The 23380-nt window shown below is 63.5% G+C and carries 24 protein-coding genes, 1 tRNA gene and 2 rRNA genes (1 of these 27 cut by a window edge); 14 read left to right on the forward strand and 13 right to left on the reverse strand.

Going from position 1 to position 23380, the window contains the following annotated elements; translation table 11 throughout:
• From FJ979_RS24580 to FJ979_RS24590, 3 genes are all read left to right on the forward strand, one after another.
• Positions 1 to 1173 (forward strand): 23S ribosomal RNA (locus FJ979_RS24580); it begins 1638 nt to the left of the window's first position.
• 271 nt (positions 1174 to 1444) lie between these two features.
• Positions 1445 to 1559: ribosomal RNA gene (gene rrf / locus FJ979_RS24585) — 5S ribosomal RNA — on the forward strand.
• A 204-nt stretch (positions 1560 to 1763) separates the two neighbouring features.
• Positions 1764 to 1840 (forward strand) — tRNA-Met (locus tag FJ979_RS24590).
• Between the two features lie 289 nt (positions 1841 to 2129).
• Here FJ979_RS24590 and FJ979_RS24595 read toward each other — a convergent pair.
• The gene (locus FJ979_RS24595) at positions 2130 to 2636 is read right to left on the reverse strand and encodes an Hsp20/alpha crystallin family protein (protein WP_140584074.1); all 507 of its coding nucleotides are present in this window, start codon (positions 2634 to 2636) and stop codon (positions 2130 to 2132) included.
• Positions 2637 to 2714: 78 nt separating this feature from the next.
• Entirely contained in the window at positions 2715 to 3197 is a 483-nt protein-coding gene (locus FJ979_RS24600) for an Hsp20 family protein (protein ID WP_140522628.1), read from the reverse strand.
• Between the two features lie 266 nt (positions 3198 to 3463).
• On the opposite strand from FJ979_RS24600, the gene FJ979_RS24605 reads away from it, so the two are divergent.
• Positions 3464 to 3781 (forward strand): DUF982 domain-containing protein, encoded by a 318-nt coding sequence (locus FJ979_RS24605; protein WP_140584143.1) that lies wholly within the window; start codon positions 3464 to 3466, stop codon positions 3779 to 3781.
• 109 nt (positions 3782 to 3890) lie between these two features.
• Here the strand turns inward: FJ979_RS24605 and FJ979_RS24610 are convergent, their stop codons facing one another.
• Both FJ979_RS24610 and FJ979_RS24615 read right to left on the reverse strand, forming a co-directional pair.
• The gene (locus FJ979_RS24610) at positions 3891 to 4169 is read right to left on the reverse strand and encodes an usg protein (protein ID WP_140584076.1); all 279 of its coding nucleotides are present in this window, start codon (positions 4167 to 4169) and stop codon (positions 3891 to 3893) included.
• A 24-nt stretch (positions 4170 to 4193) separates the two neighbouring features.
• Positions 4194 to 4535 (reverse strand): hypothetical protein, encoded by a 342-nt coding sequence (locus tag FJ979_RS24615; protein WP_224684857.1) that lies wholly within the window; start codon positions 4533 to 4535, stop codon positions 4194 to 4196.
• Between the two features lie 336 nt (positions 4536 to 4871).
• Here FJ979_RS24615 and FJ979_RS24620 point away from each other — a divergent pair, with 336 nt between their 5' ends.
• The 4 genes from FJ979_RS24620 (at position 4872) to FJ979_RS24635 (ending at position 7894) form a co-directional block, all read left to right on the forward strand.
• The gene (locus FJ979_RS24620) at positions 4872 to 5186 is read left to right on the forward strand and encodes a co-chaperone GroES (protein WP_140584078.1); all 315 of its coding nucleotides are present in this window, start codon (positions 4872 to 4874) and stop codon (positions 5184 to 5186) included.
• Positions 5187 to 5243: 57 nt separating this feature from the next.
• Positions 5244 to 6875, forward strand: a complete 1632-nt coding sequence (gene groL / locus FJ979_RS24625; protein ID WP_140513825.1) for a chaperonin GroEL — start codon at positions 5244 to 5246, stop codon at positions 6873 to 6875.
• A gap of 72 nt (positions 6876 to 6947) precedes the next feature.
• Positions 6948 to 7259 carry a hypothetical protein gene (locus FJ979_RS24630; protein WP_224518917.1) on the forward strand — a complete coding sequence of 104 codons (312 nt, stop codon included), beginning with the start codon at positions 6948 to 6950 and terminating at the stop codon, positions 7257 to 7259.
• Positions 7260 to 7597: 338 nt separating this feature from the next.
• Positions 7598 to 7894, forward strand: a complete 297-nt coding sequence (locus FJ979_RS24635; protein WP_140584079.1) for a DUF982 domain-containing protein — start codon at positions 7598 to 7600, stop codon at positions 7892 to 7894.
• An 88-nt stretch (positions 7895 to 7982) separates the two neighbouring features.
• Here the strand turns inward: FJ979_RS24635 and FJ979_RS24640 are convergent, their stop codons facing one another.
• Positions 7983 to 8900, reverse strand: coding sequence for a LysR family transcriptional regulator (locus FJ979_RS24640; protein ID WP_140584081.1), 918 nt, complete (start codon positions 8898 to 8900; stop codon positions 7983 to 7985).
• A gap of 133 nt (positions 8901 to 9033) precedes the next feature.
• Here FJ979_RS24640 and FJ979_RS24645 point away from each other — a divergent pair, with 133 nt between their 5' ends.
• Together FJ979_RS24645 and FJ979_RS24650 are read left to right on the forward strand one after the other, a co-directional pair.
• The gene (locus tag FJ979_RS24645) at positions 9034 to 9672 is read left to right on the forward strand and encodes a DsbA family protein (RefSeq protein ID WP_140584083.1); all 639 of its coding nucleotides are present in this window, start codon (positions 9034 to 9036) and stop codon (positions 9670 to 9672) included.
• Between the two features lie 34 nt (positions 9673 to 9706).
• Positions 9707 to 10318 carry an NAD(P)-dependent oxidoreductase gene (locus FJ979_RS24650; RefSeq protein ID WP_140584085.1) on the forward strand — a complete coding sequence of 204 codons (612 nt, stop codon included), beginning with the start codon at positions 9707 to 9709 and terminating at the stop codon, positions 10316 to 10318.
• Between the two features lie 40 nt (positions 10319 to 10358).
• Here FJ979_RS24650 and FJ979_RS24655 read toward each other — a convergent pair whose 3' ends face one another.
• Entirely contained in the window at positions 10359 to 11813 is a 1455-nt protein-coding gene (locus tag FJ979_RS24655; protein WP_140584087.1) for an ROK family protein, read from the reverse strand.
• A 35-nt stretch (positions 11814 to 11848) separates the two neighbouring features.
• Positions 11849 to 12757: a tagatose-bisphosphate aldolase gene (locus tag FJ979_RS24660; RefSeq protein ID WP_140584089.1), complete on the reverse strand. Its 909-nt coding sequence runs from the start codon at positions 12755 to 12757 to the stop codon at positions 11849 to 11851.
• A 286-nt stretch (positions 12758 to 13043) separates the two neighbouring features.
• On the opposite strand from FJ979_RS24660, the gene FJ979_RS24665 reads away from it, so the two are divergent.
• From FJ979_RS24665 to FJ979_RS24680, 4 genes are all read left to right on the forward strand, one after another.
• Positions 13044 to 13949, forward strand: a complete 906-nt coding sequence (locus FJ979_RS24665; protein ID WP_140560212.1) for a sugar-binding domain-containing protein — start codon at positions 13044 to 13046, stop codon at positions 13947 to 13949.
• Between the two features lie 426 nt (positions 13950 to 14375).
• Positions 14376 to 15353, forward strand: coding sequence for an ABC transporter substrate-binding protein (locus FJ979_RS24670; protein ID WP_140584091.1), 978 nt, complete (start codon positions 14376 to 14378; stop codon positions 15351 to 15353).
• 99 nt (positions 15354 to 15452) lie between these two features.
• The gene (locus FJ979_RS24675) at positions 15453 to 16514 is read left to right on the forward strand and encodes a ribose ABC transporter (protein WP_140500436.1); all 1062 of its coding nucleotides are present in this window, start codon (positions 15453 to 15455) and stop codon (positions 16512 to 16514) included.
• Positions 16507 to 17253, forward strand: coding sequence for an ATP-binding cassette domain-containing protein (locus FJ979_RS24680; protein ID WP_140500435.1), 747 nt, complete (start codon positions 16507 to 16509; stop codon positions 17251 to 17253). Before FJ979_RS24675 ends, FJ979_RS24680 begins: the two co-directional genes overlap by 8 nt.
• A gap of 12 nt (positions 17254 to 17265) precedes the next feature.
• Here the strand turns inward: FJ979_RS24680 and FJ979_RS24685 are convergent, their stop codons facing one another.
• From FJ979_RS24685 to FJ979_RS24715, 6 genes are all read right to left on the reverse strand, one after another.
• Positions 17266 to 17766 (reverse strand): L-2-amino-thiazoline-4-carboxylic acid hydrolase, encoded by a 501-nt coding sequence (locus tag FJ979_RS24685; protein ID WP_140584093.1) that lies wholly within the window; start codon positions 17764 to 17766, stop codon positions 17266 to 17268.
• Complete coding sequence (locus tag FJ979_RS24690; RefSeq protein ID WP_140558316.1) at positions 17763 to 18554, reverse strand: ATP-binding cassette domain-containing protein; 792 nt, start codon at positions 18552 to 18554, stop codon at positions 17763 to 17765. The genes FJ979_RS24685 and FJ979_RS24690 overlap by 4 nt, the downstream gene beginning before the upstream one ends.
• On the reverse strand, positions 18551 to 19552 hold the full coding sequence (locus tag FJ979_RS24695) for an ABC transporter ATP-binding protein (RefSeq protein ID WP_181168587.1): 1002 nt from the start codon (positions 19550 to 19552) through the stop codon (positions 18551 to 18553). Before FJ979_RS24695 ends, FJ979_RS24690 begins: the two co-directional genes overlap by 4 nt.
• A complete protein-coding gene (locus FJ979_RS24700) occupies positions 19549 to 20379 on the reverse strand; it encodes an ABC transporter permease (protein ID WP_140584095.1) in 831 nt (276 codons plus the stop codon). Before FJ979_RS24700 ends, FJ979_RS24695 begins: the two co-directional genes overlap by 4 nt.
• Positions 20376 to 21362 carry an ABC transporter permease gene (locus FJ979_RS24705; protein WP_140584097.1) on the reverse strand — a complete coding sequence of 329 codons (987 nt, stop codon included), beginning with the start codon at positions 21360 to 21362 and terminating at the stop codon, positions 20376 to 20378. The genes FJ979_RS24700 and FJ979_RS24705 overlap by 4 nt, the downstream gene beginning before the upstream one ends.
• A gap of 258 nt (positions 21363 to 21620) precedes the next feature.
• Positions 21621 to 23231: an ABC transporter substrate-binding protein gene (locus tag FJ979_RS24715; protein WP_140584099.1), complete on the reverse strand. Its 1611-nt coding sequence runs from the start codon at positions 23229 to 23231 to the stop codon at positions 21621 to 21623.
• Positions 23232 to 23380 lie beyond the last annotated feature (149 nt).

The raw sequence follows: 23380 nt of genomic DNA on the forward strand, positions 1-23380 counted from the left end.
TAACTTCGGAAGAAGCGTGACCCTTTTCTGCGCAAGCAGAGGAGGGTGGCACAGACCAGGGGGTAGCGACTGTTTATCAAAAACACAGGGCTCTGCGAAGCCGCAAGGCGACGTATAGGGTCTGACGCCTGCCCGGTGCTGGAAGGTTAAGAGGAGGGGTGCAAGCTCTGAATCGAAGCCCCAGTAAACGGCGGCCGTAACTATAACGGTCCTAAGGTAGCGAAATTCCTTGTCGGGTAAGTTCCGACCTGCACGAATGGCGTAACGACTTCCCCGCTGTCTCCAGCATAGACTCAGTGAAATTGAATTCCCCGTGAAGATGCGGGGTTCCTGCGGTTAGACGGAAAGACCCCGTGCACCTTTACTATAGCTTTACATTGGCATTCGTAGTGGCATGTGTAGGATAGGTGGTAGGCTTTGAAGCCTGGGCGCCAGCTCAGGTGGAGCCACCCTTGAAATACCACCCTTATCACTATGGATGTCTAACCGCGGCCCGTTATCCGGGTCCGGGACAATGTATGGTGGGTAGTTTGACTGGGGCGGTCGCCTCCTAAAGAGTAACGGAGGCGCGCGATGGTGGGCTCAGAACGGTCGGAAATCGTTCGCTGAGTGCAATGGCATAAGCCTGCCTGACTGCGAGACTGACAAGTCGAGCAGAGACGAAAGTCGGTCATAGTGATCCGGTGGTCCCGCGTGGAAGGGCCATCGCTCAACGGATAAAAGGTACGCCGGGGATAACAGGCTGATGACCCCCAAGAGTCCATATCGACGGGGTTGTTTGGCACCTCGATGTCGACTCATCGCATCCTGGGGCTGGAGCAGGTCCCAAGGGTATGGCTGTTCGCCATTTAAAGCGGTACGTGAGTTGGGTTCAGAACGTCGTGAGACAGTTCGGTCCCTATCTGCCGTGGGTGTAGGAATATTGAAAGGATCTGTCCCTAGTACGAGAGGACCGGGATGGACGGATCTCTGGTGGACCTGTTGTGGCGCCAGCCGCATAGCAGGGTAGCTATATCCGGACGGGATAACCGCTGAAGGCATCTAAGCGGGAAACCCACCTTAAAACGAGTATTCCCTGAGAACCGTGGAAGACGACCACGTTGATAGGCCGGGTGTGGAAGAGCGGCAACGCTTGAAGCTTACCGGTACTAATAGTTCGATCGGCTTGATCGTTCTCATTCCTTATGCCCATCGTGAAACACGATGGTCTGGCCAGCGCTCACGCATGAGCGGCCCTTACGGGCCTATGCTCCGCGAGGGCGCCGGACGACCGGCGACGCGCAGTCGCGCTTGCGGGCTTTGCCCGAAAGCAAACTGTGGATGTCGCTCAGGCACAAAAAGACAGGTGAAGAGCAGCGAGCCAATAGCGAATAGGCATCCCCTACTCACTATTGCCTACTGCCCAATCCCTAACCAGCTTCTCGAATAACGTGCGTTTTGCCGACCTGGTGGTTATGGCGGAGCGGCTGCACCCGATCCCATTCCGAACTCGGCCGTGAAACGCTCCAGCGCTGATGGTACTTCGTCTCAAGACGCGGGAGAGTAGGTCGCTGCCAGGTCTGCCAAACGCACGTTAAACTCACATCCAATCGGATGGATGTGAAATCTTCTCTTCACGAACAGGCCCGCCAACGGGACAACGGGCCGCGTAAGCGGCCCTTTCAATTTGGCGGCGCGAAGCAGGCAATCGCCCGCTTCCAAACATCGAAGCAGAAACACCTGCTTCCAGAGGTCGAAGCAAGCTCACGCTTGCTCATAGGTGGCGCGGGGTGGAGCAGCCCGGTAGCTCGTCAGGCTCATAACCTGAAGGTCACAGGTTCAAATCCTGTCCCCGCAACCAAATCAAAACAGCCCGGCTCACCCCGGGCTGTTCTTGTATCCGGCTGATCGTGCCCGGCTGATTTGAACCCTCATCACGGGCCCGCAAACACCCAAAGCCGACGCCCAAGGTCAAAAAGAAATCCAAGCCAAGCCAAGCCAAAGCGTTCAGCGGGCCACCGCACAAAAGGCAGACCTGTCGCCGAAGATAATCCAGCCAGCAAGCGATCGCGTCCGCAGTGTAAGCCGTCAATACTGCCGTCTCGACCAGAACCGGCGGGTGGGTTTGTCCCACCGCCGGCATAGGTGGTTCAACTCTTGATCTCGATCCGCTTTGCCTGCGCTTGCGCTCTCGCGGTCTTCGGCAATGTAACCGTCAGGACGCCGTTCCTGAAGCGCGCTTCGACATTGTCTTGCTCTACCTCGATGCCGAGCGGAATGCGGCGCTCGAAACGACCGTAATAGCGCTCGGAGAACTGGCGCTCCTTGTCCTCGGTCTCGGACCGCTTTTCGCCCTTCAGGGTCAGCACGTCGTCATCGAGCAGGACCTCGATGTCCTTTTCCTCCATGCCGGGCACTTCGGCCGTGACACGGACCTCCTTTCCAGTGTCGGAGATCTCGACGCTTGGCCAGCGTGCGCCGTCGGCGGCAACGGAAGACAAGGACGGCAGCCCCGAACCGAAACCACGGAAAACATCGTCGAAAAGACGGTTGACCTCGCGGTGCAACGACATGAACGGATCACGTTCGCCATCGCGCAAAAGGCTGGGCACCTGTCCGCGTTCCCGGCCAAAAGGAATGAGATCACGTACGCTCATTGTCTTTCTCCTCTTTGCTTGCGTCTCCACCACCGGGCGACCGGCGTCCGGTTGGTGGAAGCCCTGACCCGAATTGCCTCACGCGGCCTGTTTTTCCACTTGCACGGGCTTTGCCGCGGATTTTTCCTTGGCTTTGGCCATGCTGGTGCCGATCTCGATCTTGCGCGGTTTCATCTCTTCGGGAATCTCACGCTGGAGATCGACGGTCAGGAGACCGTTGACGAGGCCGGCGCCGGTCACCTTCACATGGTCGGCAAGTTCGAAGCGGCGCTCAAACGGCCGTCCGGCGATGCCGCGATGCAGGTATTCGCCATTGTCCTCTCCGGCACGCTCGCCGGCGATGACGAGCATGTTGGGTTCATGCACGATGCTCAATTCGTCTTGACTGAAGCCGGCTACCGCCATGGTGATGCGGTAGGCGTCGTCACCGGTCCTGGAGATATCGTAGGGCGGCCAGTTGTCGACGTTCGCCGTGCGGCTGGCATTCTCCAGCAGGTCGAAAATACGGTCGAAGCCTATGCTCGACCGATAGAGTGGTGAAAAGTCGAAAGCGGTTCTCATAGCCATATCCTCCTTCGCTGAGCAACATGGGTACGAGGAGTGCCAAGGATGCGGCACTCCTTGACCTGCCGGCCCTTCCGGCGCCGGCGGAATCGATCTGGGAACTGACGGGCGTGGCGTCAAGAGGCCTGATCGAACGTCTTACCGAATTCCGGCGGCCCTTGACGCGGCCTGAACGGCTGACCATCTCGATCACGGATGGAGGGTCGCCGATGACGCCATCCGATTGCTTACTCGCAAAAAGACGTCAAAAAACGGAGGAAGTGATGAACGATATTCGGTTTCCTCAACCGATTACCCTCGAATTCTCGAATGCCCCGCGTAAGGTCGCCAGCAGCTTCGAGGCTCTGGAATGCCTGGATCAACAATGGCCGAAATGGGCGCGCGGACCAAGCTGGCGCGCCGCCGGTCGCGCATGCCGTGATGCGCTGGATGGCTGGCGCAGCGGGCGTGCCGCCTACAAGGCTTTCTTGAAGGCGGCCAAGCGAGCCGGCCTGACGAGGGGCCGCTCCCCTTCGCCTCGCCAACCCCGCTCCGCGAGGATGCCAGGGGCGGCCCCGCTGATGGCTGTCAGAGCAGGATAACACGAATTCCTACCGCCCATCCTGCTCGGAAGCTCTGACTTTAGGTATGCTCAATGGGGCCTTTGAGCGCGCCGCGTAGCAGGCGACGCGCTTCAGGTTTTTGATCCGCTCAATGGATGGCAACGATGCCGTTAACGGCGCGCCATTCCGACGGTGTGATTAGACGATGATGTGCGACGCGCACGGAATGCAGCGCGCCGTCCAGTTCGCTTTCCCAATAGCCAAGGAAGCCCTTCAGCTCCGGAAAATCGGGAGCGCGGTCGTATTCCTGCCAGACATAGAGCTGCAGCAGGTTGGGGTAGTCAGGCATATGATAGTGAATCTCGGCCGTGGTCAGGCCGTAGCCATCCATCTGCAGGCGGAATTCTCTGCTGACCGCAGTCACCATATGTTTCTCCTTTCGCTGACGACCTTATGCATTCATCCTGGCGAAGTCGTGCCGGAATTCGTCCGGCGTGGACCGCGGCGCCGGCACGTCGATGTCGAGCTTGCATAGGGCCTCCATGATGTGGTCGAAGCAAACCGGCCGCTCGACTCCCGGCGGCAGGCGCAGTTCCGGCATCGACTCCACCGCGCAGGCATCCGAGGCCCAAGACGACAGGATCGCCCGCTTTTCCCAGAGGTCGAGCGCGTCGTCTTCCAATACCTCGTCAGGATGTTTGAAGCGCCTCGCCGGCGAAAGCAGCCGGTCAAGCGAGGTGTCGGGCGTGTCAGTCAGGGAAGGCATGATCGGCGAAAATTTCTGTCGGTCCATCGTTGTCCTCCGTCTGCAAAAACTCCTCGATAGCGTCCAGTTTCCGGCTGTGCTTCGGCAGCGCCGGCCAGGATAATCTTGTTGGCCCTCTACCAAAATTCAAGCGGTGAAATCGTCGACTTGGTGAGAATTCCTGCATGATAACAACGCGTTGGCACTCTCGTGCGACGAGTGCCAAAATTTTTGCGCCAACCTCTTGAAACCGGAAAATTCCAAAACTAGCTCGATATGCGCGCGCGATGCCTGAACAAGGGTCGCGGCACCTCGTGCCGGGCCGATATTGCCGGTCCGGCGCGGAGGAACCTCAAAAACTGTTTGTCCTTGAAGGAGAACGACATGACGTTCCGCCCATTGCACGACCGTATCCTGGTCCGCCGCATCGAAGCCGAGGAGAAAACGGCTGGCGGCATTATCATTCCCGACACAGCCAAGGAAAAGCCGCAGGAAGGCGAGGTGATCGCCGCCGGCCCCGGCGCCCGAAACGAAGCCGGGCAGCTACAGCCGCTCGACGTCAAGGTGGGTGACCGCATTCTGTTCGGCAAATGGTCCGGCACCGAGATCAAGCTCGGCGGCCAAGACCTGATCATCATAAAGGAAAGCGATGTGATGGGCGTGATCGAGCAGACCGCGACCGTGAAGAAGGCCGCCTGACGGCTTCTTGCCAAGTTATCAGTCAACGAAAGCTGCCTAAATTGAAGGAGTGATCCAATGGCTGCCAAGGAAGTGAAATTCCATACCGAAGCCCGCGAGAAGATGCTGCGCGGCGTCGACATTCTGGCCAATGCGGTGAAGGTGACGCTCGGTCCCAAAGGCCGCAACGTCGTTATCGATAAATCCTTCGGCGCGCCGCGCATCACCAAGGATGGTGTGACGGTGGCCAAGGAGATCGAACTGGAAGACAAGTTCGAAAACATGGGCGCGCAGATGGTGCGCGAAGTCGCTTCGAAGACCAACGACATCGCCGGCGACGGCACCACGACCGCGACCGTTCTGGCCCAAGCCATCGTCAAGGAAGGTGCCAAGGCCGTTGCCTCGGGCATGAATCCGATGGATTTGAAACGCGGCATCGACAAGGCCGTGGAGGCGGTCGTCGCCGAACTGAAGGCCAACGCTCGCAAGGTGACGAAAAACGATGAGATCGCCCAGGTCGGCACCATTTCGGCCAATGGCGATCCCGAGATCGGCCGGTTCCTCGCCGAGGCGATGGAGAAGGTCGGCAATGAAGGTGTCATCACGGTGGAGGAGGCCAAGACCGCCGAGACCGAACTGGAGGTGGTCGAAGGCATGCAGTTCGACCGCGGCTATCTCAGCCCGTACTTCATCACCAACCAGGACAAGATGCGCGTCGAGCTCGAAGAGCCCTACGTGCTGATCCACGAGAAGAAACTGTCCAACCTGCAAGCCATGCTCCCCGTCCTCGAGGCAGTCGTGCAGTCGGGCAAGCCGCTGCTGATCATCGCCGAGGATGTCGAGGGCGAGGCGCTCGCCACGCTGGTCGTGAACAAATTGCGCGGCGGCCTGAAGGTCGCGGCAGTCAAGGCGCCCGGCTTCGGCGATCGCCGCAAGGCGATGCTGGAGGATATTGCCATCCTCACCGGCGGCACGGCGATCAGCGAGGATCTCGGCATCAAGCTCGAGAACGTCACGCTGCAGATGCTGGGCCGCGCCAAGAAAGTGGTGATCGAAAAAGAAAACACCACCATCGTCGATGGCGTTGGCCGCAAGGAAGAGATCCAGGGCCGCATCGCCCAGATCAAAGCGCAGATCGAGGAGACTACCTCCGACTACGACCGCGAGAAACTGCAGGAGCGGCTGGCGAAGCTCGCCGGTGGCGTCGCCGTCATCCGTGTCGGCGGTTCGACGGAAGTCGAGGTGAAGGAGCGCAAGGACCGTGTCGACGACGCGCTGCATGCGACCCGTGCGGCGGTCGAGGAAGGCGTACTCCCGGGCGGCGGCGTCGCGTTGCTCCGGGCCGCCAAGGCGCTCGATGCCTTGCCGATCGACAATGCCGACCAGAGGACCGGTGTCGAGATCGTGCGGCGTGCGATCGAGACCCCGGTGCGCCAGATCGCGGAGAACGCCGGCGCCGAGGGCTCGATCATCGTCGGCAAGCTGCGTGAGAAGAGCGAGTTCGGCTGGGGCTGGAACGCCCAGACCAACGAGTTCGGCGATCTCTACGGTCAAGGCGTCATCGATCCGGCAAAGGTCGTGCGCACCGCGCTTCAGGATGCCGCTTCCGTCGCTGGCCTGCTGGTCACCACCGAGGCGATGGTAGCCGAGAAGCCAAAGAAGGAGGCCGCGACCCCTGCCATGCCCGCCGGCGCGGGCATGGACTTCTAGGACGCTTGGAGGCCGCCCGCTCCCGCAAGTGGGAGCGGGCGCTTCCCGGGGAAAGTTTGGAGAGAGACCACTATGACCGGTATCGGTTCCGTTTCGGCGCCCACGCATCCGGCAAACGAATTTCTCGCCTACGAGGCAGAATGCAGGAGCGTGCTGGGGCCATTGTTGATGCGCGTTCTCGACATGGCCGAGTCCGCAGGCTGGAGCCGCCGTACGGCGGCGTCGACGCTGATGTTCCTGGCCGCGCAGCATGTGTCGGCAGCCTCGGAAGGCTCCGGCGGCTCAACCAGGGATGGAGGACGCGATCATCGGAGCCCCACAGCAAACGATGGACCGATGTCCGGTTGGGAAGAGGACCGACATGATCGTGGGCCAATTGCGTGAATGCCTGAAAACGTTGAGGTGGAAAGCGGCAGACCTCGTCGACGAGCTTGGTTGCCCGCAAAGCCAGGTCGCCGCCTGGCTCGATGGGCGGGCGCGGCCGCCGCTTTCCGTCCTTGCCTGGCTCGAGGCGCTCGCCAAGGCGCATAAGGCGCTACCGGCGCCCGGCCGAGGCTCGCCGGTGCTCAAGCCAAGCCCAGTCGAGCCAGCCGAGATCAGGCTCGCGGCCGCCGGAAATCCGACGACACCGGCGCACCCGCCCTATCCGCGCCGACCTGTCTTCGCGCACCAGGCTGCCCGACATGCTTCGGTTCGTTTGCCATCGAATGGAGGTTTAAATCATGGCACAGATGCGCTTTGAAGAACCCGTGACCATCTTGGTCGGAATGGGGCTTCCGGTGACGATCGAGACTGCGATGGAAGCATATGCCATGCTGCAGGACTGGCCCGTTGCCAGCCGGAACGGCGCCCATGCCGTCGCCCTCAACGCTTGCAAAGCCGGCATTGCCGGCGAGATCGATGCGGAAACCGTGCGGGCGACCTTGATCGCCTTCGCGCGCCGCAATGACATTCTGGTGCCGAATATGATCTCGCCTGCGAGTACCGCGCCCAGCGGCCGCGCCGTGCGAGCGGATTGAGGATCTATACGCGACCTATCGGTGAGCGCCCCGGCGATCCAAAATGATCGGCCCGTCAGCCTTGAGCTGGCGGGCTGTCTCCGTCGCCTCAGGCCGTTTCGACGAGACGCGAGCGTTTCTTCTCGGCGGCCGCCAGCAACTCGACGAAGGCGCGGACCTTGGCTGGCCGGAACCGGGCCGGAGGGAAAACGGCATGGATGCCGCCGGCAGGCAACATCCAGTCGGCAAATACCGGCACGAGACGCCCCTCGGCGATATCGTCGCCGACACTGTAGTCGGGAAATACGCCCAATCCGATACCGGCGAGCACGCAGGCAAGAGCCGCCGGGCTCTTGTCGCACATGATGACCGGGTTGAGTTCGGTCAACACCGTTTCTCCCTCTCTTGAAAACAGCCATTGGCCGATGCCGCGCAGCTGGGCGTTGCCGACCCAGGCAAGCGATCTTGCCTGGCGCGGGGTGACATCGGGCGGCAGGCTTGCGGCGAAGCTCGGGTTCGCCACCACGACCTGCTGTATCGTGCCCAGGCGCCGCGCCTGATTGGACGAATCCGCAAGCCAGCCGACGCGGATGCCGAGGTCGATCTGCTCGTCCACCAGATTGCTGACGGCGTCATCGAAAATCGCCTCGACGCGCATATGCGGATAAGTTTGGAGATAGGCGGCCATGACCGGCGCAACGATCTTCGTGCCATAGTCGAGCGGCGCGGTCAGCCTCAGCATTCCCTTGGGTTCGATCGCCCCGTGCGAGATCTCGCCATAGGCCGCTTCGGCTTCGCGCAGGATGATCATCGCGCGGTCGTAGAACAGGCGACCCTCCTCGGTCGGCGTGACACGCCGCGTCGTGCGCCGCATGAGCGTCGCGCCCAATTCCTGTTCAAGCCTGCCGACCTGGTGGCTGACCACGGCCTTGGCTACGCCAAGCCGGTCCGCCGCCGTGGTGAACGAGCCTGTCTCCATCACCGTGGTGAAATAGACGAGCCGATTGAGATTCAGGAGTTCGGTCATGCGCTTTGTCTGATTGGATCAGACAGTTTGTATTATTGGACGCTATTTATTGCAAGACCGTCACCTGCCACATGTGGCCAAGAAGTCTGGCGGATGCGGCAGCCAACGCCACGGCAACGGAGGCCGGACGACCGTGGGCAATCCAGAAGTGACCTACCTTTTCGATCCGCTCTGCGGCTGGTGCTATGGCGCAAGCCCGATGCTCGAAAAACTGTCCGCCAGCGGCGTCCGCATCGAGCTCTTGCCGACCGGCCTGTTTTCGGGGGCAGGCGCCCGGCCGATGGATGACGGTTTTGCCGCCCATGCCTGGGCGAACGACCAGCGCATCGAGCGCTTGACCGGACAGGTTTTCACGCAGGGCTATCGGGACAACGTGCTGAATGTTCGCGGCACGTTGCTGGATTCCCATGCCGCGACCCTCGCGATCACCGCGGCGGGCCTCGAAGATCCCGACCGCCGGCTCGCCGCGCTGAAGGCGATCCAGAACGCGCGCTATGTCGATGGGCGCGATATCGTCACGGTCGGCGGTGTCGCCGAGGTGCTCGCCGCCGCCGGCATGGCCGATGCCGGCGAACTGGTGAAGGCGCCAACCGAAGGATTGCTGACAGCTCACCGCGAACTGGTCGGCCGAGGCCGCGCGCTGTTCCAGCGCTTGCATTCCAATGGCGTGCCTTCGCTCGCCGTCATCCGCAACGATGCGCCGCGCCTTATCGGTTCGAACGCGCTGTTCGGCAGTTTCGACAATCTCCTCGCTCATATCGCGGCCGCGTGATCCCCAACCGACCTCCAAAGGAATGGAAAAAGACATGGCAAAAGTCGCTCTCATCGGCGCATCGGGCGCAGTCGGTTCGCGCCTGCTCAAAGAACTCTCCGGCCGTGGCCACACGGTCACCGGCATCGCCCGCAATCCTGAAAAAATCGCGGCGCTGCCTGGCGTGACGGCCAGGAAGGGCGATGTCTTCGACATGGAAGGCCTGGCCAAGCTGATCCGCGGCCATGATGTGGTGACCAGTTCGGTGCATTTCCTCGACAGCGATGCCGACACGCTGATCGCCGCGGTGCGAGCCTCCGGCGTGAAGCGCTACCTGGTCGTCGGCGGTGCGGGCAGCCTTGAGGTCGCGCCCGGCAAGCGGCTGGTCGACACGCCCGAATTTCCCGACATCTACAAGGCCGAGGCGCAGAAGGGCGCCGGCTTCCTCGACAAGCTGAAGACCATCGATGACCTCGATTGGACGTTCCTGTCGCCATCCGCCATGTTCATCCCGGGCGAGCGGACCGGCAAGTTCCGCCTCGGCAAGGACACGCTTCTGGCTTCGGACAAGGGCAGCAGCATTTCCTTCGAGGATTACGCCATCGCGATGGTCGACGAGATCGAGAAGCCCGCCCACATAAAGCAGCGCTTCACCGTCGGTTATTGACTAGGCAGGCCAAGCCAGCTGCTTCTTGTCCACCAACATTCTAAACGTCGCCTGTCATCATCGCTCGCAGCCATGCCGTGATGGCATCGAGGTCGATCGGTTTCGTCGTGTCGACGTCGAAGAGCGGGCCGCGCCGCAGCGGTTCGGCGCGCCTGGCGAGTTCGATCAGTTCGGGGATATAGGCTGCGCCTGGATGGCCGGGGAGACGCTGGCCGAGCCGGGCGCCGTAACGCTCGGCAAGGACTTCGCCGGGCGCATGGCACCAGATTTCGACGGTCTGTTCGACCCCGGCATTCCTGAGATGATCCTCGAGCAGCTCGCGCGGCTGGAAACCGAACCAGGCGTCGACGATGAATGTGGAGCCCGCTGGGGCTTCGCCGACGACTGACCAGATCGCCTGATAGCTGGCGCGGCCGAGCGTGCGGTTGAATGCGCGGTCGCCGCCGCCGAGCACCTCGAGAAACGGATTCTTGATCGTGTCGAGCGCAAGCAACGGCCATCCCATGCGGTCGGCGATGCCGCGCGACACCGTGCTCTTGCCGCTGGCCGGGATGCCGTTGACCAGCACGGCGCGCCTGGCCGCGCCGGCTTGCACAAAATGCCGGCCAAAAATCGGCGCTGTCGCCCTGTCTGTTCCGGCCAGCGCCTGCAATCCCGCCCCGATCACGCCGGCCTCGTCGCCGAGCTGCGCCGGCTCGACCGGGCACTGATACCAGGGCGCCAGGGCCGGCGCGCGGCCGAGCGCCTTGTGTGCCGCCCGGCCAAGACCGCCGCCGAGCAGGACGACACCGGGGTCGAACATGGCGACGCTGGTATCGATGGCGGCACGCAAAGGCATTGCCCAGGCTTCGAGTATAGCGCGCGCCTGGACGTCTCCGGCGGCGTCGCGGGCAAAGAGCTGGTCGACCGAAAGGTCGGGACGCAAGCCGGCCCGCGCGATGTGATGGCCAAGCGCGGTGCCCGAACTGGTGGTCTCGACACAACCGCGCCGGCCGCAGGCGCAGATCTCGCCATTGACGTCGACAGTGATGTGGCCGAGCTGCCCTGCCGTTGCCCGGCCACGCACGATCCGCCGATGTTGAGCGACGGCCCCGCCAATGCCGGTGCCGATGGTGAACATGGCGACGTCGTGATGGCCCCGGCCGGCGCCGAGCGCCATCTCGGCGACCAGTGCCATGTTGCAGTCATTGTCGATGACGACGGGCTTGCCGGCCATGTCTTCCAGGCGCTGCGCCAGCGAGACGGAGGCCAGATTGACGTAGCCGCCGGACAGGACCGCGCGGCGATGCGCGTCGACGCGACCGGGAACACCGATGCCGATGGCCGAAACCTCCGCTGTGTCGAGCCGGCGCACCATCCCGGCGATCCGCGAGAGCACAGCCTGCGGGTCTGGCGCGCTCTTTTCGGACAGACGTTCGACGATTTCGCCGGTGCCCGAAATGCGGGCGGCCCGCAGATTGGTGCCGCCTATATCTATCCCTATGCTGAGAGGCATGACGTCCTGCAGGTGCCGGTGATCCAACGCGGATATCAGGCGGCGGCCTTGCGCCGGTGATGCCCGATTACCGCCTGGATCTCACGCAATCGCGGCACCGCGATGGTCTTAAGCCTTTCGCGCTGAATGTCACGATCGAGCGAGATGCAGTCCTTCCACAGCGAGCGGCCGGCGATGACGCCGGAGGCGCCGTTCTGCATGGCAATCTCGACCTGGCCGAGGAAGGTGGCGTGGTTGACGCCGGCCGAAAGCACCGCCCACGGCACCTCGCCGGCCATTCTCGTGATGTTGGCGCAGGCTTCCGGCGTTCCGGGATACGGAAGCTTCAACACCTTCGCCCCGCACTCCAGCGAGATCCTTGTGCCTTCCTCGACAAGCCACGGCGTCTTCGTCGCATAATCTTCAGGGCTTTCGCCTTCGAGCTGATAGGTCAGGAATTCGACGACGAGCAACAAATCTTCCTGCCCGAAGTCGGCGATGCATTGGCGCAGGATGGCAATGTTGTGCTCATTCGCTTCGGACTTGTCGGCCCGCAGATACACCATGATCTTGCCGCCCGTGCCACCCAGTTCGCGCACGCGGCGCGCATCGATGCCGGGGACAAGGCGCGACAGGCGATAGCCTTCAGGCGAGACGTCGAAACCCGAGGCGTCGAGGCCGATAAGCAGCGCGGTATCGCGGTTCAGCACGCCCTCCTCGACAACCCGCGGCACCGCGCAGAGCGGGTCGAGCAGCACGCAGGACGCGGCACTTGCAAGGTAGCGCGTGATGTCGGCCTTGGTGTCCCCGAGCATATCGTTGGTGATCCTGGCCTGTTCGGCCGGATCCGACGCCAGCAAGGTGCGCATGCCGCCGCGCTGGTCGCAGGCGATGGCCAGCATGGCCCCGTCCTTGCCGCATATCTGCTGATAGCCGCGCAGCTCCGCGGTGGTCATCTTTGTCATGGTCTCTGTCCGATGTTAGCGCTCTCTGGCCGAGGGCGCGGATCCCGTGAAAACAGGAATGTTCAGTTTTTGCCCGCCTGCCGGCAGGGGAGAATTGCCGTCTTGATGCGCCGTCGATTGCCCGGAAAAGCACACCTTGCCGGCGCCTGGGCAGGAAGGGCCTCAAGTTGCGGGTTCGCCGGATTTGCGCGATAACTCCCATCGACGTATACGTGTGTAACACGTTGCTGAAAGGAATTGCAAGCTGGCTGTCCCTCCCATCCAGGATGCGACCGCATCGCGCACGATGCTGCACACGGTCGCCAAACTGCATTACGAGGCGGAGATGTCGCAGGTCGATATCGCGCGGCAGCTTGGCGTCTCCACCGCGACCATATCGCGCCTCTTGCAGCGGGCGCGGGCGGAAGGGATCGTCCGTATTGAGGTTCTCGATCTGGCGGCACCTGAGGAGATCACCGGACAGCTGATCGATAGGCTAGGCCTGCGTGACGCAGCGGTGGTCGAGACGCCGGCCGCAGGCGCGCTGACGGCGCTGGCCGGCCCGCTCGGCGGCCTTCTCAAGCAGGCGCAATTGGTGGCCGGCTCCGTGGTCGCCATCGGCTGGGGGCGCGCGGTGCGCGAGGTGATCCGCGCCGGCCTGCCGCGCATTCCGGGCGTGCTGACCGTTGCCGCCACCGGCGGCATGCAGCAGCACGCGGCGCATTTTCAGGTCAACGAATTCGTCCGCCTCGCCGCCGAGGAGTTCGGCGGGATACCGCACTTCATTCATGCGCCCTATCTGCCTTCCAGTGAATTGCGTGAAGTCTTCCTTGGTGATGCCGCCATCAGCGATGCCGTCGCGCTGTGGGACAGGACCGATGTGGCGATCGTCGGCATCGGCCTGCCGCATGCCATCAATGCACCCGAGGCGAGCGCCGCCACGCCGAGCGAGCAGGCGCTGGTCCATGCGGCTGGCGATGTCCTTCGGCATTATTTCGATGCCGATGGCGCGCTGATCGCCTGGGAAGGAGAGGGCCGGATGATTGCCATGTCGCCGGCGCAGCTCCGCGCCGTGCCGCTGGTGATCGGTGTCGCGGCGTCGCCGGAAAAAGCGACGGCCATCATCGGCGCCGCTCGCGCCCGGCTGATCAACGCCGTGATAACGGATACGAAGACGGCGCAAGCCATCCTCGCTACCCTGCCGCCGCGATAGTGCCACCCGACGCCCCGCCGCCGCATTCCAGTTCGCGAGGGCGATTTTACGAAATCGGTTGTGCCGCCGAGAAGTCGAGGCAATAGTTCGGCGGGACTTTGTGGAGCAGTCGGATGTTGCGTGAAAAATCCGGCGTTGCGACCCGGAAAACCGAGTTGCAATTTATTTCTGCAAAGTGTTACAAGTTTGTGAACTTGGCGTGCAATGCATGCCGGGTGCCGTGGTTCTCTGACCTCGCGGAGGCGAGGAAGTGACCGTGGCTATCGTGCCGGTCGGCTGGACCGGCTGACATATCGACTGGAGGGCGCTTGGGAGGAGCTGCCCGCGAAAAGCAAACAGGCGTTCCCGGCCGTCTGTCCCAAGCGGACGACGGCCATTCGATGTCACTTGCAACGGCAGATCTGCCAACACAATGAGGAGGATGTCATGAAGAAGATCGTTGCCGCGCTCGCGGCTCTCGCCGTCAGCGCGACGGTGCTTATCGCGCCCGCGCAGGCGCAGGACAAGAAATACACCATCGCGCTCGTTCCGGGCCTGACCACCGACGGTTTCTACATCACCATGCGCAAGGGCGCCCAGGCCGCGGCCGACGCGCTTGGCGTGAACCTGGTCTTCCAGGGCGCTCCTGAGTTCAATCCGGTCACCCAGGTGCCGGTGCTCGACGCGGTCATCGCCAAGAAGCCGGACGCGATCCTGATCGCGCCTACCGACAAGGTCCAGCTGGTCGAGCCGCTGCGCAAGGCCAATGACGCAGGCATTCCGGTCATCACCGTGGATACGTTCATCGGCACCGGCGCCTATCAGACCGGCGCGGGTGACGCCGATTTCCCGCTGGCCTACATCGCCTCGGACAATGTGCTGGGCGGCGAGATCGCGGCGCGGGCGCTTGCCAAGGCCGTCGGCGACAAGGGCAAGGTCTATGTCTCCAACGTCAAGCCCGGCATCTCGACCACCGACCAGCGCGAGGAAGGCTTCAAGAAGGAGATGGCCAACCATCCCGGCATCACCGTTCTCGAGACCCAGTTCAATGACGACGACGCCAACAAGGCGGCCTCGCAGCTGCAGGCGGTGTTCGCGCGCAACCCCGACCTCGTCGGCGTGTTCGGCGCCAATCTGTTCTCGGCGCTGGGCGCCGCCAATGGCGTCAAGCAGGCAGGGCAGACGGGCACCGTCAAAGTGGTTGCCTTCGATGCTCCGACCAGCATCGTCGACAACATCAACACCGGCCTTGTGGATGTGGCGATCGCCCAGCATCCCGCAGAGATCGGCTATTTCGGCGTCGTCTCGGCCTATGCCCACCTGACCGGCCAATCCATCCCGGTCATGATCGGCACCGGCTTCACGATCATGGACAAGTCCAACATCGCCGATCCGAACATCTCGAAGTATCTCTATTCCGAGTAAGTCCGGACCAGCTTGGCTCTTCCCGGTGCGCCGGGAGGAGCCTGTGCCGGTCCCGCCAGGGCGGGACCTGTTTGAAGGCAGCCGCGCCGCGGAGTACTCATGACCTCGACATCACCAGCACAGCCAGCCGAGAAGCATGTCGCCCCCCAGGCTGACCACGGCGATCCCGCCAGGAGCTGGATCGCACGCATCGCCGAGGGGCGCGCCTGGCTGTTTCTCGCCGGCCTGATCATCTGTTTCGAGATCTGGTCGCGGAGCGCCTTCGGCGCCACTTTCGTGCTCAATCCGTTCAATCTTCAATCCATCGCGATTTTCGCCGTGGCGCCGCTGCTTTTGGCGACCGGGCAGACCTTTGTCATCATATCAGGCGGCATCGACCTTTCGCTGGGCTTCATCATGGGCCTTGCCGCGGTCATCGCCGCGCATGCCACCAACATGGCGGGCGCCGCCATTCCGTTGCCGTTGGCCATGCTGGCCGGCATCCTTGCCGCGGTGATCGTGGCCGGCGTGCCCGGCGTCATCAACGGCTTGCTGATCTCGCGGCTCAGGGTTCCGCCCTTCATCGGCACGCTCGGCATGTTCGGCGTCGCCCGCGGTGTCGCCTTCCTGCTTGCCGGCGGCACGACGGTGCCGGTACAGAACTCCTGGTTCGCACTGCTCGGCAACGGCAAGTTCCATGGCGTGCCCTATCTGGTGATGATCGCCGCTGTCTTCGTCGTCGTGATGCACTATCTGCTCAGCCAGACCCGGTTCGGCCAGCACAATTACGCCATCGGCGCCAATGTGCAGGCGGCGCGCCGCGCCGGCATCGACATCAGGGGCCACATCCTGCGGCTCTACGTGCTGTCGGCAATGTGCGCCGGCCTTGGCGGCGCGCTCTATGCCGCGCGCTTCACGGCGGGGGCAGCGCAGGCCGGCGAACCGCTGCTGCTCGACAGCGTCGCGGCGGTGGTGATCGGCGGCGCCAGCCTGTTCGGCGGCTCCGGCACGATCTTCGGCACCGTCGCCGGCGCGCTGGTGATCGCGGTCATCCAATACGGGCTGGTCTTCGTCAATGTGGAGCCGTTCTGGCAGTTCATCGCCGTCGGCGTCGTCATCATCATTTCCGTTCTCATCGACCAGGCGCAGCGCCGGTTCAGTGGAGCCCGTCAGGATGAATAGCACCGAGCCCCTCCTCGAAGTCCGGAACCTTTCCAAGCACTTCGGTGCGGTACGGGCGCTCAACGATTTCTCCATGGCCGTGCGGCCGGGCGAAGTGGTGGCGCTTGCCGGCGACAATGGCGCCGGCAAGACGACCCTGATCAAGGCAATATCGGGCGTGTTCCAGCCGACGGGCGGAGAAATCCTGCTCAGAGGTCAGCCGGTGGCTTTCGCCACGCCGCAGGAGGCGCGCGAAAAGGGCATCGAGACGATCTACCAGGATCTCGCGCTGGCCGACAATCTGTCGATCGGTGCCAACATCTTCCTCGGCCGCGAACCGATGCGCAAGGCGTTCGGCTTCCTGCCGGTGCTCGACCGCAAGGCCATGGCCGAGGCCGCCAGGGAGACGATGAAGCGGCTGGACTTCCACGTCAGCCGATTGAACGCGCCGGTCAGCAATTTCTCCGGCGGCCAGCGCCAGGCCGTGGCCATCGGCCGCGCCGTCTACTGGGACGCGCAGATCCTGATCATGGATGAACCGACGGCCGCGCTCGGCGTGCCGGAGCAGCGCAAGGTGATTTCGCTCATCCATCAGCTCAAGGCGCAAGGGCGCGGCGTGATCTTCATCTCGCATAATCTGCAGGACATCTTCGCCGTTTCCGATCGCATCGTCGTGCTGCGGCGCGGGATCCAGGCCGGCGAGCGCAAGATTTCCGAGACCAACCATGATGAGGTCGTCAGACTGATGGTCGGCGGCTAAGGCCGTCAATTGCTAGCCGGCATCGCGGTTGGTCAGCGCGATATGGCAGCAGCCGCTGCCGTGCGTCCAGGTGACATTGTCGAAGCGCACGCCGGTCGCCTCGAACAGGCCACGGTCGAAGGCGCCGGCGATGCGGCAGAGCGTCGCGAGTTTTTCCTCGCCGACGCCGGCCTCGACCCAAGCATCCTTGAGGGGGCAGCGTTTCACCTTGAAGGCGATGCGGTCGGGCCCGCGTTCGACATCGGTCGGATACATCCGGCCGTCATCCGGGCTGACCGACAGGAAAGCTTCGCCGATTGAGCGCGCGTCGTTGGGACCGAATGCGGCGAAGGCGGCTGCGGCCACTTCCTTGCCGCGCTGCTCGATGGTCCGGGTCATTATCGCCTCGGCTCTTTCGGCGCCCAGCTCTCCGGTCAACTGATCCAGGAACAGGCGATAGAGGTCGGCCCGGTTGCGGAATGCGGAATCGAGTTCGCGCGACAGTTTCTCGGCTCTGGCTTCGGGGTCGATCATGATGCTTCCTGCGTGGTTCTTCTGAGCTTTGGTGCGGCTGCCACGAGCGCCTTGCCGATAGCCGATCGCGGCGCATCGATGACGGCGCGGGCATCGCCGCTCTCGGCAATCCGCCCGCCGTCGAGAAGGATGACGCGGTGGGCGACGGCCCTGACGACGCCGAGATCATGCGAAATGAAGAGATAAGCGATCCGTTCCTGGCGTTGCAGGTCGAGCAAAAGATCGAGGATCTGTCCGCGCACCGAAACATCGAGTGCCGACACCGCTTCGTCGAGCACGATCAGCGAGGGTTTCGTGGCCATGGCGCGGGCAATCGCCACCCGCTGCCGCTGGCCGCCCGAGATTTCGTGGATGGCGCGAGAGGCGAGCTCCGCCGTAAGCCCGACGCGCTCCAGCAGGGCGGCGATACGGCGCGGGCGCTCGGAACGGGAGGCGACGCCGTGGATGCGCAAAGGGTCGTCAAGCACGCGCGCCACCGTGGCGCGCGGATTGAAGGCGGCAAGCGGATCCTGGAACACCATCTGCAAGCGAGCGCGACGCGCACGCAAGCTGGCGCCGCCCAGAGCCAGGAAATCATGGCCTTCAAACTCGATCCGGCCGGCATCCGGCTCGATCAGCCGCAACACCAGCCGGGCGATCGTCGACTTGCCGCTGCCGGAGGGTCCGGCCAGCGCCAGCGTCTCGCCGGGCCCGATTTCGAAAGAAACGTCGTCGGCCGCGGTAACTGTCTTGCCGCCACGGCGGTAATGCCTGGTAAGGTTGGAAACCGCCAGCACAGGGGCGCTCATGCCATCACACCGTGGTGCAGCGGTTCGGCGTCGAGGCCGATATGGGCCTCGAGCAGCGCGCGCGTGTAGGCTTCAGTTGGCGCACTGACGATCTGTTGCGTGGCGCCAAGTTCGATCAATTCGCCATGCCGGAACACCGCAATGCGGTCCGCCAGCTCGGCGGCCAGCGCAATGTCGTGACTGATGAACAGCAGCGTCATGCCGTCTTCTTCCACCAGCCGCCGGATCAGTGCGACGATCTCGGCCTGCACGATGGTGTCGAGCGCGCTGGTCGCCTCGTCGGCGATCAAAAGTCTTGGGCCGGCTGCGATCGCGGCTGCAATCGCCACACGCTGCTTCTGGCCGCCGGACAGCTGATGCGGATAGGCGCGCAGGGCGGAGTCCGGGTCGGGCAGACGGACGCGTTCGAGCAGGTCCTTCGCCCTGGCGTATGCCTGAGGCCATGTGAGACCGAGATGGGTGCGGGAGACTTCGGCGATCTGTTTGCCGACAATCATGACAGGATCGAGGCTGGCGGACGGGTCTTGAAAGATGAAGCCGATATCGCGGCCGAGGAGGGGTGTGGGGCTTGGTTTGGAAGTGGTCTTTTGGACGCTGCGTTCTATGAGGCCCCCCTCTGTCCTGCCGGACATCTCCCCCTCAAGGGGGGAGATTGCACCTTCATCTCGGCCTTCGCCAATCCCCAATGGTGTAGGGGAGCCATCGGCGAAGCTGCCAATCTCCCCCGTTGAGGGGGAGATGTCCGGCAGGACAGAGGGGGGTGCCTTCGCACCCAACGCTGGCAAAACCCAATCGATACGTCCGTCAATCCTGGCGCTCGCCGGCAACAACCCCGCAATCGCCAAAGCCAGCGTACTTTTGCCCGAACCGCTTTCGCCGATGACGGCCAGCCGCTCGCCAGCCTTGATGTCGAGGCTGATGTCCCTCAGCGCCACCACCTCGCCGTCGTCACGGCGGTAGGTCACCGCGAGGTTGCGGATCGAAGCCAGCGCGGTCACGACAGGCCTCTTCGGACCGCCGTGGTTTCAACGATGCCTTCACCGGCGAGATAGACGCCGAGCACCGTCAGGACCAGTGCTATGCCGGGTACGATCGACAGGAAGGGCGCGGTGCGCAGCACGGCGCGGCCCTCAGCTATCATGCCGCCCCAGGTGACCCGATTGGGGTCGCCAAGGCCGAGGAACGACAAAGCCGCCTCGGTGAGGATCGCCGCTGCCACGATCACCGAGGACAGCGCCAGCACCGGCGGCAAGGCATTGGGCAGCACCTCGCGAAAGGCGATTTCCAGCGGATGCATGCCGATGACGCGCGCGCCGGCAACGTAGTCGCGCTCGCGGATCGACAGCACTTCCGCGCGGGCCACGCGCGCGGGCCCGGTCCAGGTGCCGAGCGCTATTGCCGCCACGACGACGCCGAGCGAAGGGCCGACGACGCTGACGAAGGCCAGAGCCAGCAAAAAGCCCGGCACGGTCTGGAAGGCATCGGTGACGCGCATCAGCACCTCGTCGGTGAGGCCGCCGGCAAACCCGGCCACCGTGCCCACCATCGAGCCGATGGCCAGTGCGGCGGCGGCTGCCGCAAGGCCGACGGCAAGCGATGTGCGGGCGCCGTGGAAAAGCTCGGCCAGCACGTCGCGGCCGAGGCGATCCGTGCCGAGCGGCAGCGACCAGTCCTGGAAGGGCGGCAGCAGCGCCGGGCCGGCGATGGCTTGCGGGTCGCCCGGAAACAGCAGCGGCGCTGACAGGGCCGTGACGCACAATGCCGCCAGGAGGATGGCGCCGGCGACCGCCTCCGGCGTGCGCAGAAAGCGGCGGAGCGTGCTCATGTGCCGGCCTCGCTGGCGCCGACGCGCGGGTCGAGAAAGGCATAGGCGACATCGACGAGAATATTGATGACGATGACCAGGACGGCGCTGACGAGAATGATGCCGAGCAGCAAGGGCGTGTCGCGCGCGGCCACTGCCTCCTGCGCCAGCCGACCCAGACCGGGCACGGCAAAAACACTCTCGATGACGACGCTACCGCCCAGCATCTGCGCCGACTGCAGGCCGAGCATCGTGACCAATGGCAGCAGCGCATTGCGGGCGACATGGGCAAGCACGATGCGGGGGAGCGACAAGCCCCTGGCACGGGCGGCCAGCACAAAATCCTGCCGCCAGACCTCGGTCATGCCGGCACGCATCATCCGCAAATAGAGCGCCAGGTAGATGAAGCCGAGGCCTGAGACCGGCAGGACGAGATGGATGGCGATGTCGGCGGCGCGGTCGAGGCCGGCCTTGCCGGAGGCGATGGTCTCGATGCCGCCGATCGGCAGCCAGCGCAGGTCGACAGCGAAGACGACGATCAGCACCAGGCCGAGCCAGAAACCCGGCACCGCGTAGAGCGCCAGCGAACCGATGGAGAGAAAACGGTCGCGAAAACTGCCCGGCCTGGCGCCGGCATAGATGCCCAGCGCCGAGCCGAGGCCGAAGGAAAGCGCGGTGGCGCTGCCCATCAACCACAGCGTGGTCGGCAGGCGCTCGAGGATCACGTCGCGGATCGGCCGCGAAAAGGTGACGGACTGGCCGAGATCGAGATGCAGCAGCGCCCAGAGATAGTTGGCGAGCCGCGTCAGCTCCGACTGGTCGAGGCCCCAGCGATGGCGCAACAGCTCGATCATGCCGGCATCGCCGCCGGTAGAGACGATATAGGCATCGACCGCGTCGCCCGGGGCGGCCTCGAGCAGCAGGAACGTGCCGATGACAACGATCAAAAGCACGAAGACGCTGCCGACGAGGCGACGGCGGAGGAGCGTGAGGGCGCGGTTCATGCGGCCCTCGATGGGTTGGCGATACGTTGGTTAGGACCGCGCCTGGGCACCCCCCTCTGTCCTGCCGGACATCTCCCCCGCAAGGGGGGAGATTGGCTGTCATTTTTGGCTTCGCCAATCCCCAACATCGGAAAATTCGCGGGACAGACAAGTTGCCAATCTCCCCCCTTGAGGGGGAGATGTCCGGCAGGACAGAGGGGGGCCTCGTAGAACTCAACGCCTACGATGATTTCGCGAACGTTCATCCGCGAAATACTGTCACGATTCCAGATATGTGTCCGCCCAGTTCGATACCGCCCAGCGCGGATTGTTGGCGATGTTGCCCACAGTGTCGCGGGCGACGCTGATGAAGCTCCATTCGGCGACGTTGATCAGCGGCAGGTCGGCGGCCACCTCTTTCTGGAACTCCTTGTAAAGATTGGTGCGGGCCGATGTATCGAGCGTCTCGGACGCCTTGGCGATGAGCGCGTCCAGCGCATCGTTCTTGTAGCCGCCCTGGTTGGAGAACGGCACGCCGTCCGGAATGCCGCTTTGCACCAGGATGGTGGTCGAGATCGCCGGGTCGCCGCGGAACACCGGCGGGCCGACGGCGAGGTCGAAAGCGTGGTCGGTGTAGACGGCCTTGATATGCGCGGCGGAATCGTTGTTGACGAGCTGGGCGTCGATGCCGATCGCGGCGAGCGCCTGGCGCAGATAGTCGCCGAACTGCTTGGTTTCGTTGAAATAGGGAGCCGGCAACAGTTTCAGCGAAAAGCGCTTGCCGTCGGCGCCCTTCTTGTAACCCGCCTCGTCGAGCAGCGCATTGGCCTTGGCGACGTCGAAGGCATAGGTCGGGACGTCGGCGGTATAGAACTGCGGGTCGTTCTTCGGCACCGGGCCGGTGGCGGTGGCGGCATAGCCGAGGAACACCGTCTTGACGACGAAATCCTTGTCGATGGCATGCGCGATCGCCTGGCGCACCTTCAGGTCGGCGAGCTCCTTGCGACGATGATTGATCTCGACGACGAGCTGGTAGGTCAGTCCCTGATAGCCCTTGGTGATCACCTTCAGGCCCGGCACTTTCGAGATGCGGTCAAGATCGGCCAGCGGCACGGCGGAGAAGGCGGCGAGCTGGATCTCTCCTGCTTCCAGCGCGCTCGCCGCCGAAGTGCGGTCGGGCAGCACCTGGTAGATGATCTCATCGAGATAGGGCTCGCCCTTGCCCCAATAATCCGTGTTCTTCGTCAGCCGGTAGTATTGGCCGGCCTTGTATTCGGCGAACTTGAACGGGCCGGTGCCGATGGGCGCGTTGTTGGCCGGGTTGTCCTCGATCTTGCCAACTTCGTAAACGTGCTTCGGCACCACGCTGCTCAGCGCCGGCAGAGCGTTGCGGATCAGCTGGAAGGGCGTCGGCTTGGCGAATTTGAACACGGCGGTCAATTCATCAGGGGTATCTACCGCGGCCAGATCCTTGAACACGGTGCGGCCGAGATTCTGCAGCGGTTTCCAGATCTGCAGCGCCGAGAAGGCGACGTCGGCCGAGGTGAACGGCTTGCCGTCATGCCATTTGACCCCTTCGCGCAGTTTGAAGGTCGCCGACAGCCCGTCGGCGGCGCCTTCCCAACTGACCGCCAGGCGTGGTGCAAGCCCGTCCTTGCCATCGAAGGAGGCTTCGGCCAGCGTTTCGACGATCTTGCTGGAGATGAAGAAGACGCCATTCGAGGCGACGATGGCCGGGTTGAGGTTGCGCGGCTCGGAATCGGCGGCGAGCACCAGGCGGCCACCCTTCTTCGGCGTCTGCGCCCAGCTCAAGGCCGGCATCGCGGTGGAGGCCAGAAGCACGGCAGAGCCCGCAAGCACCGTGCGGCGTGAAATCCTGAACTCCGACATCATCCTATTCCCCCTCTATCTCATATCTTGCACGGAGGCCTTTCGGGCGTTTCCATGCACGTTTGATTATGGGCCTTGCCGTGGCTTTCGCCAGAGACGGAATTGGCGCATCGTGGCGTGGCTTTGAAATTTTTGTTCGCTGGACCAGT

The organism is Mesorhizobium sp. B1-1-6 (genome assembly GCF_006443035.1).
Lineage (GTDB): Bacteria > Pseudomonadota > Alphaproteobacteria > Rhizobiales > Rhizobiaceae > Mesorhizobium.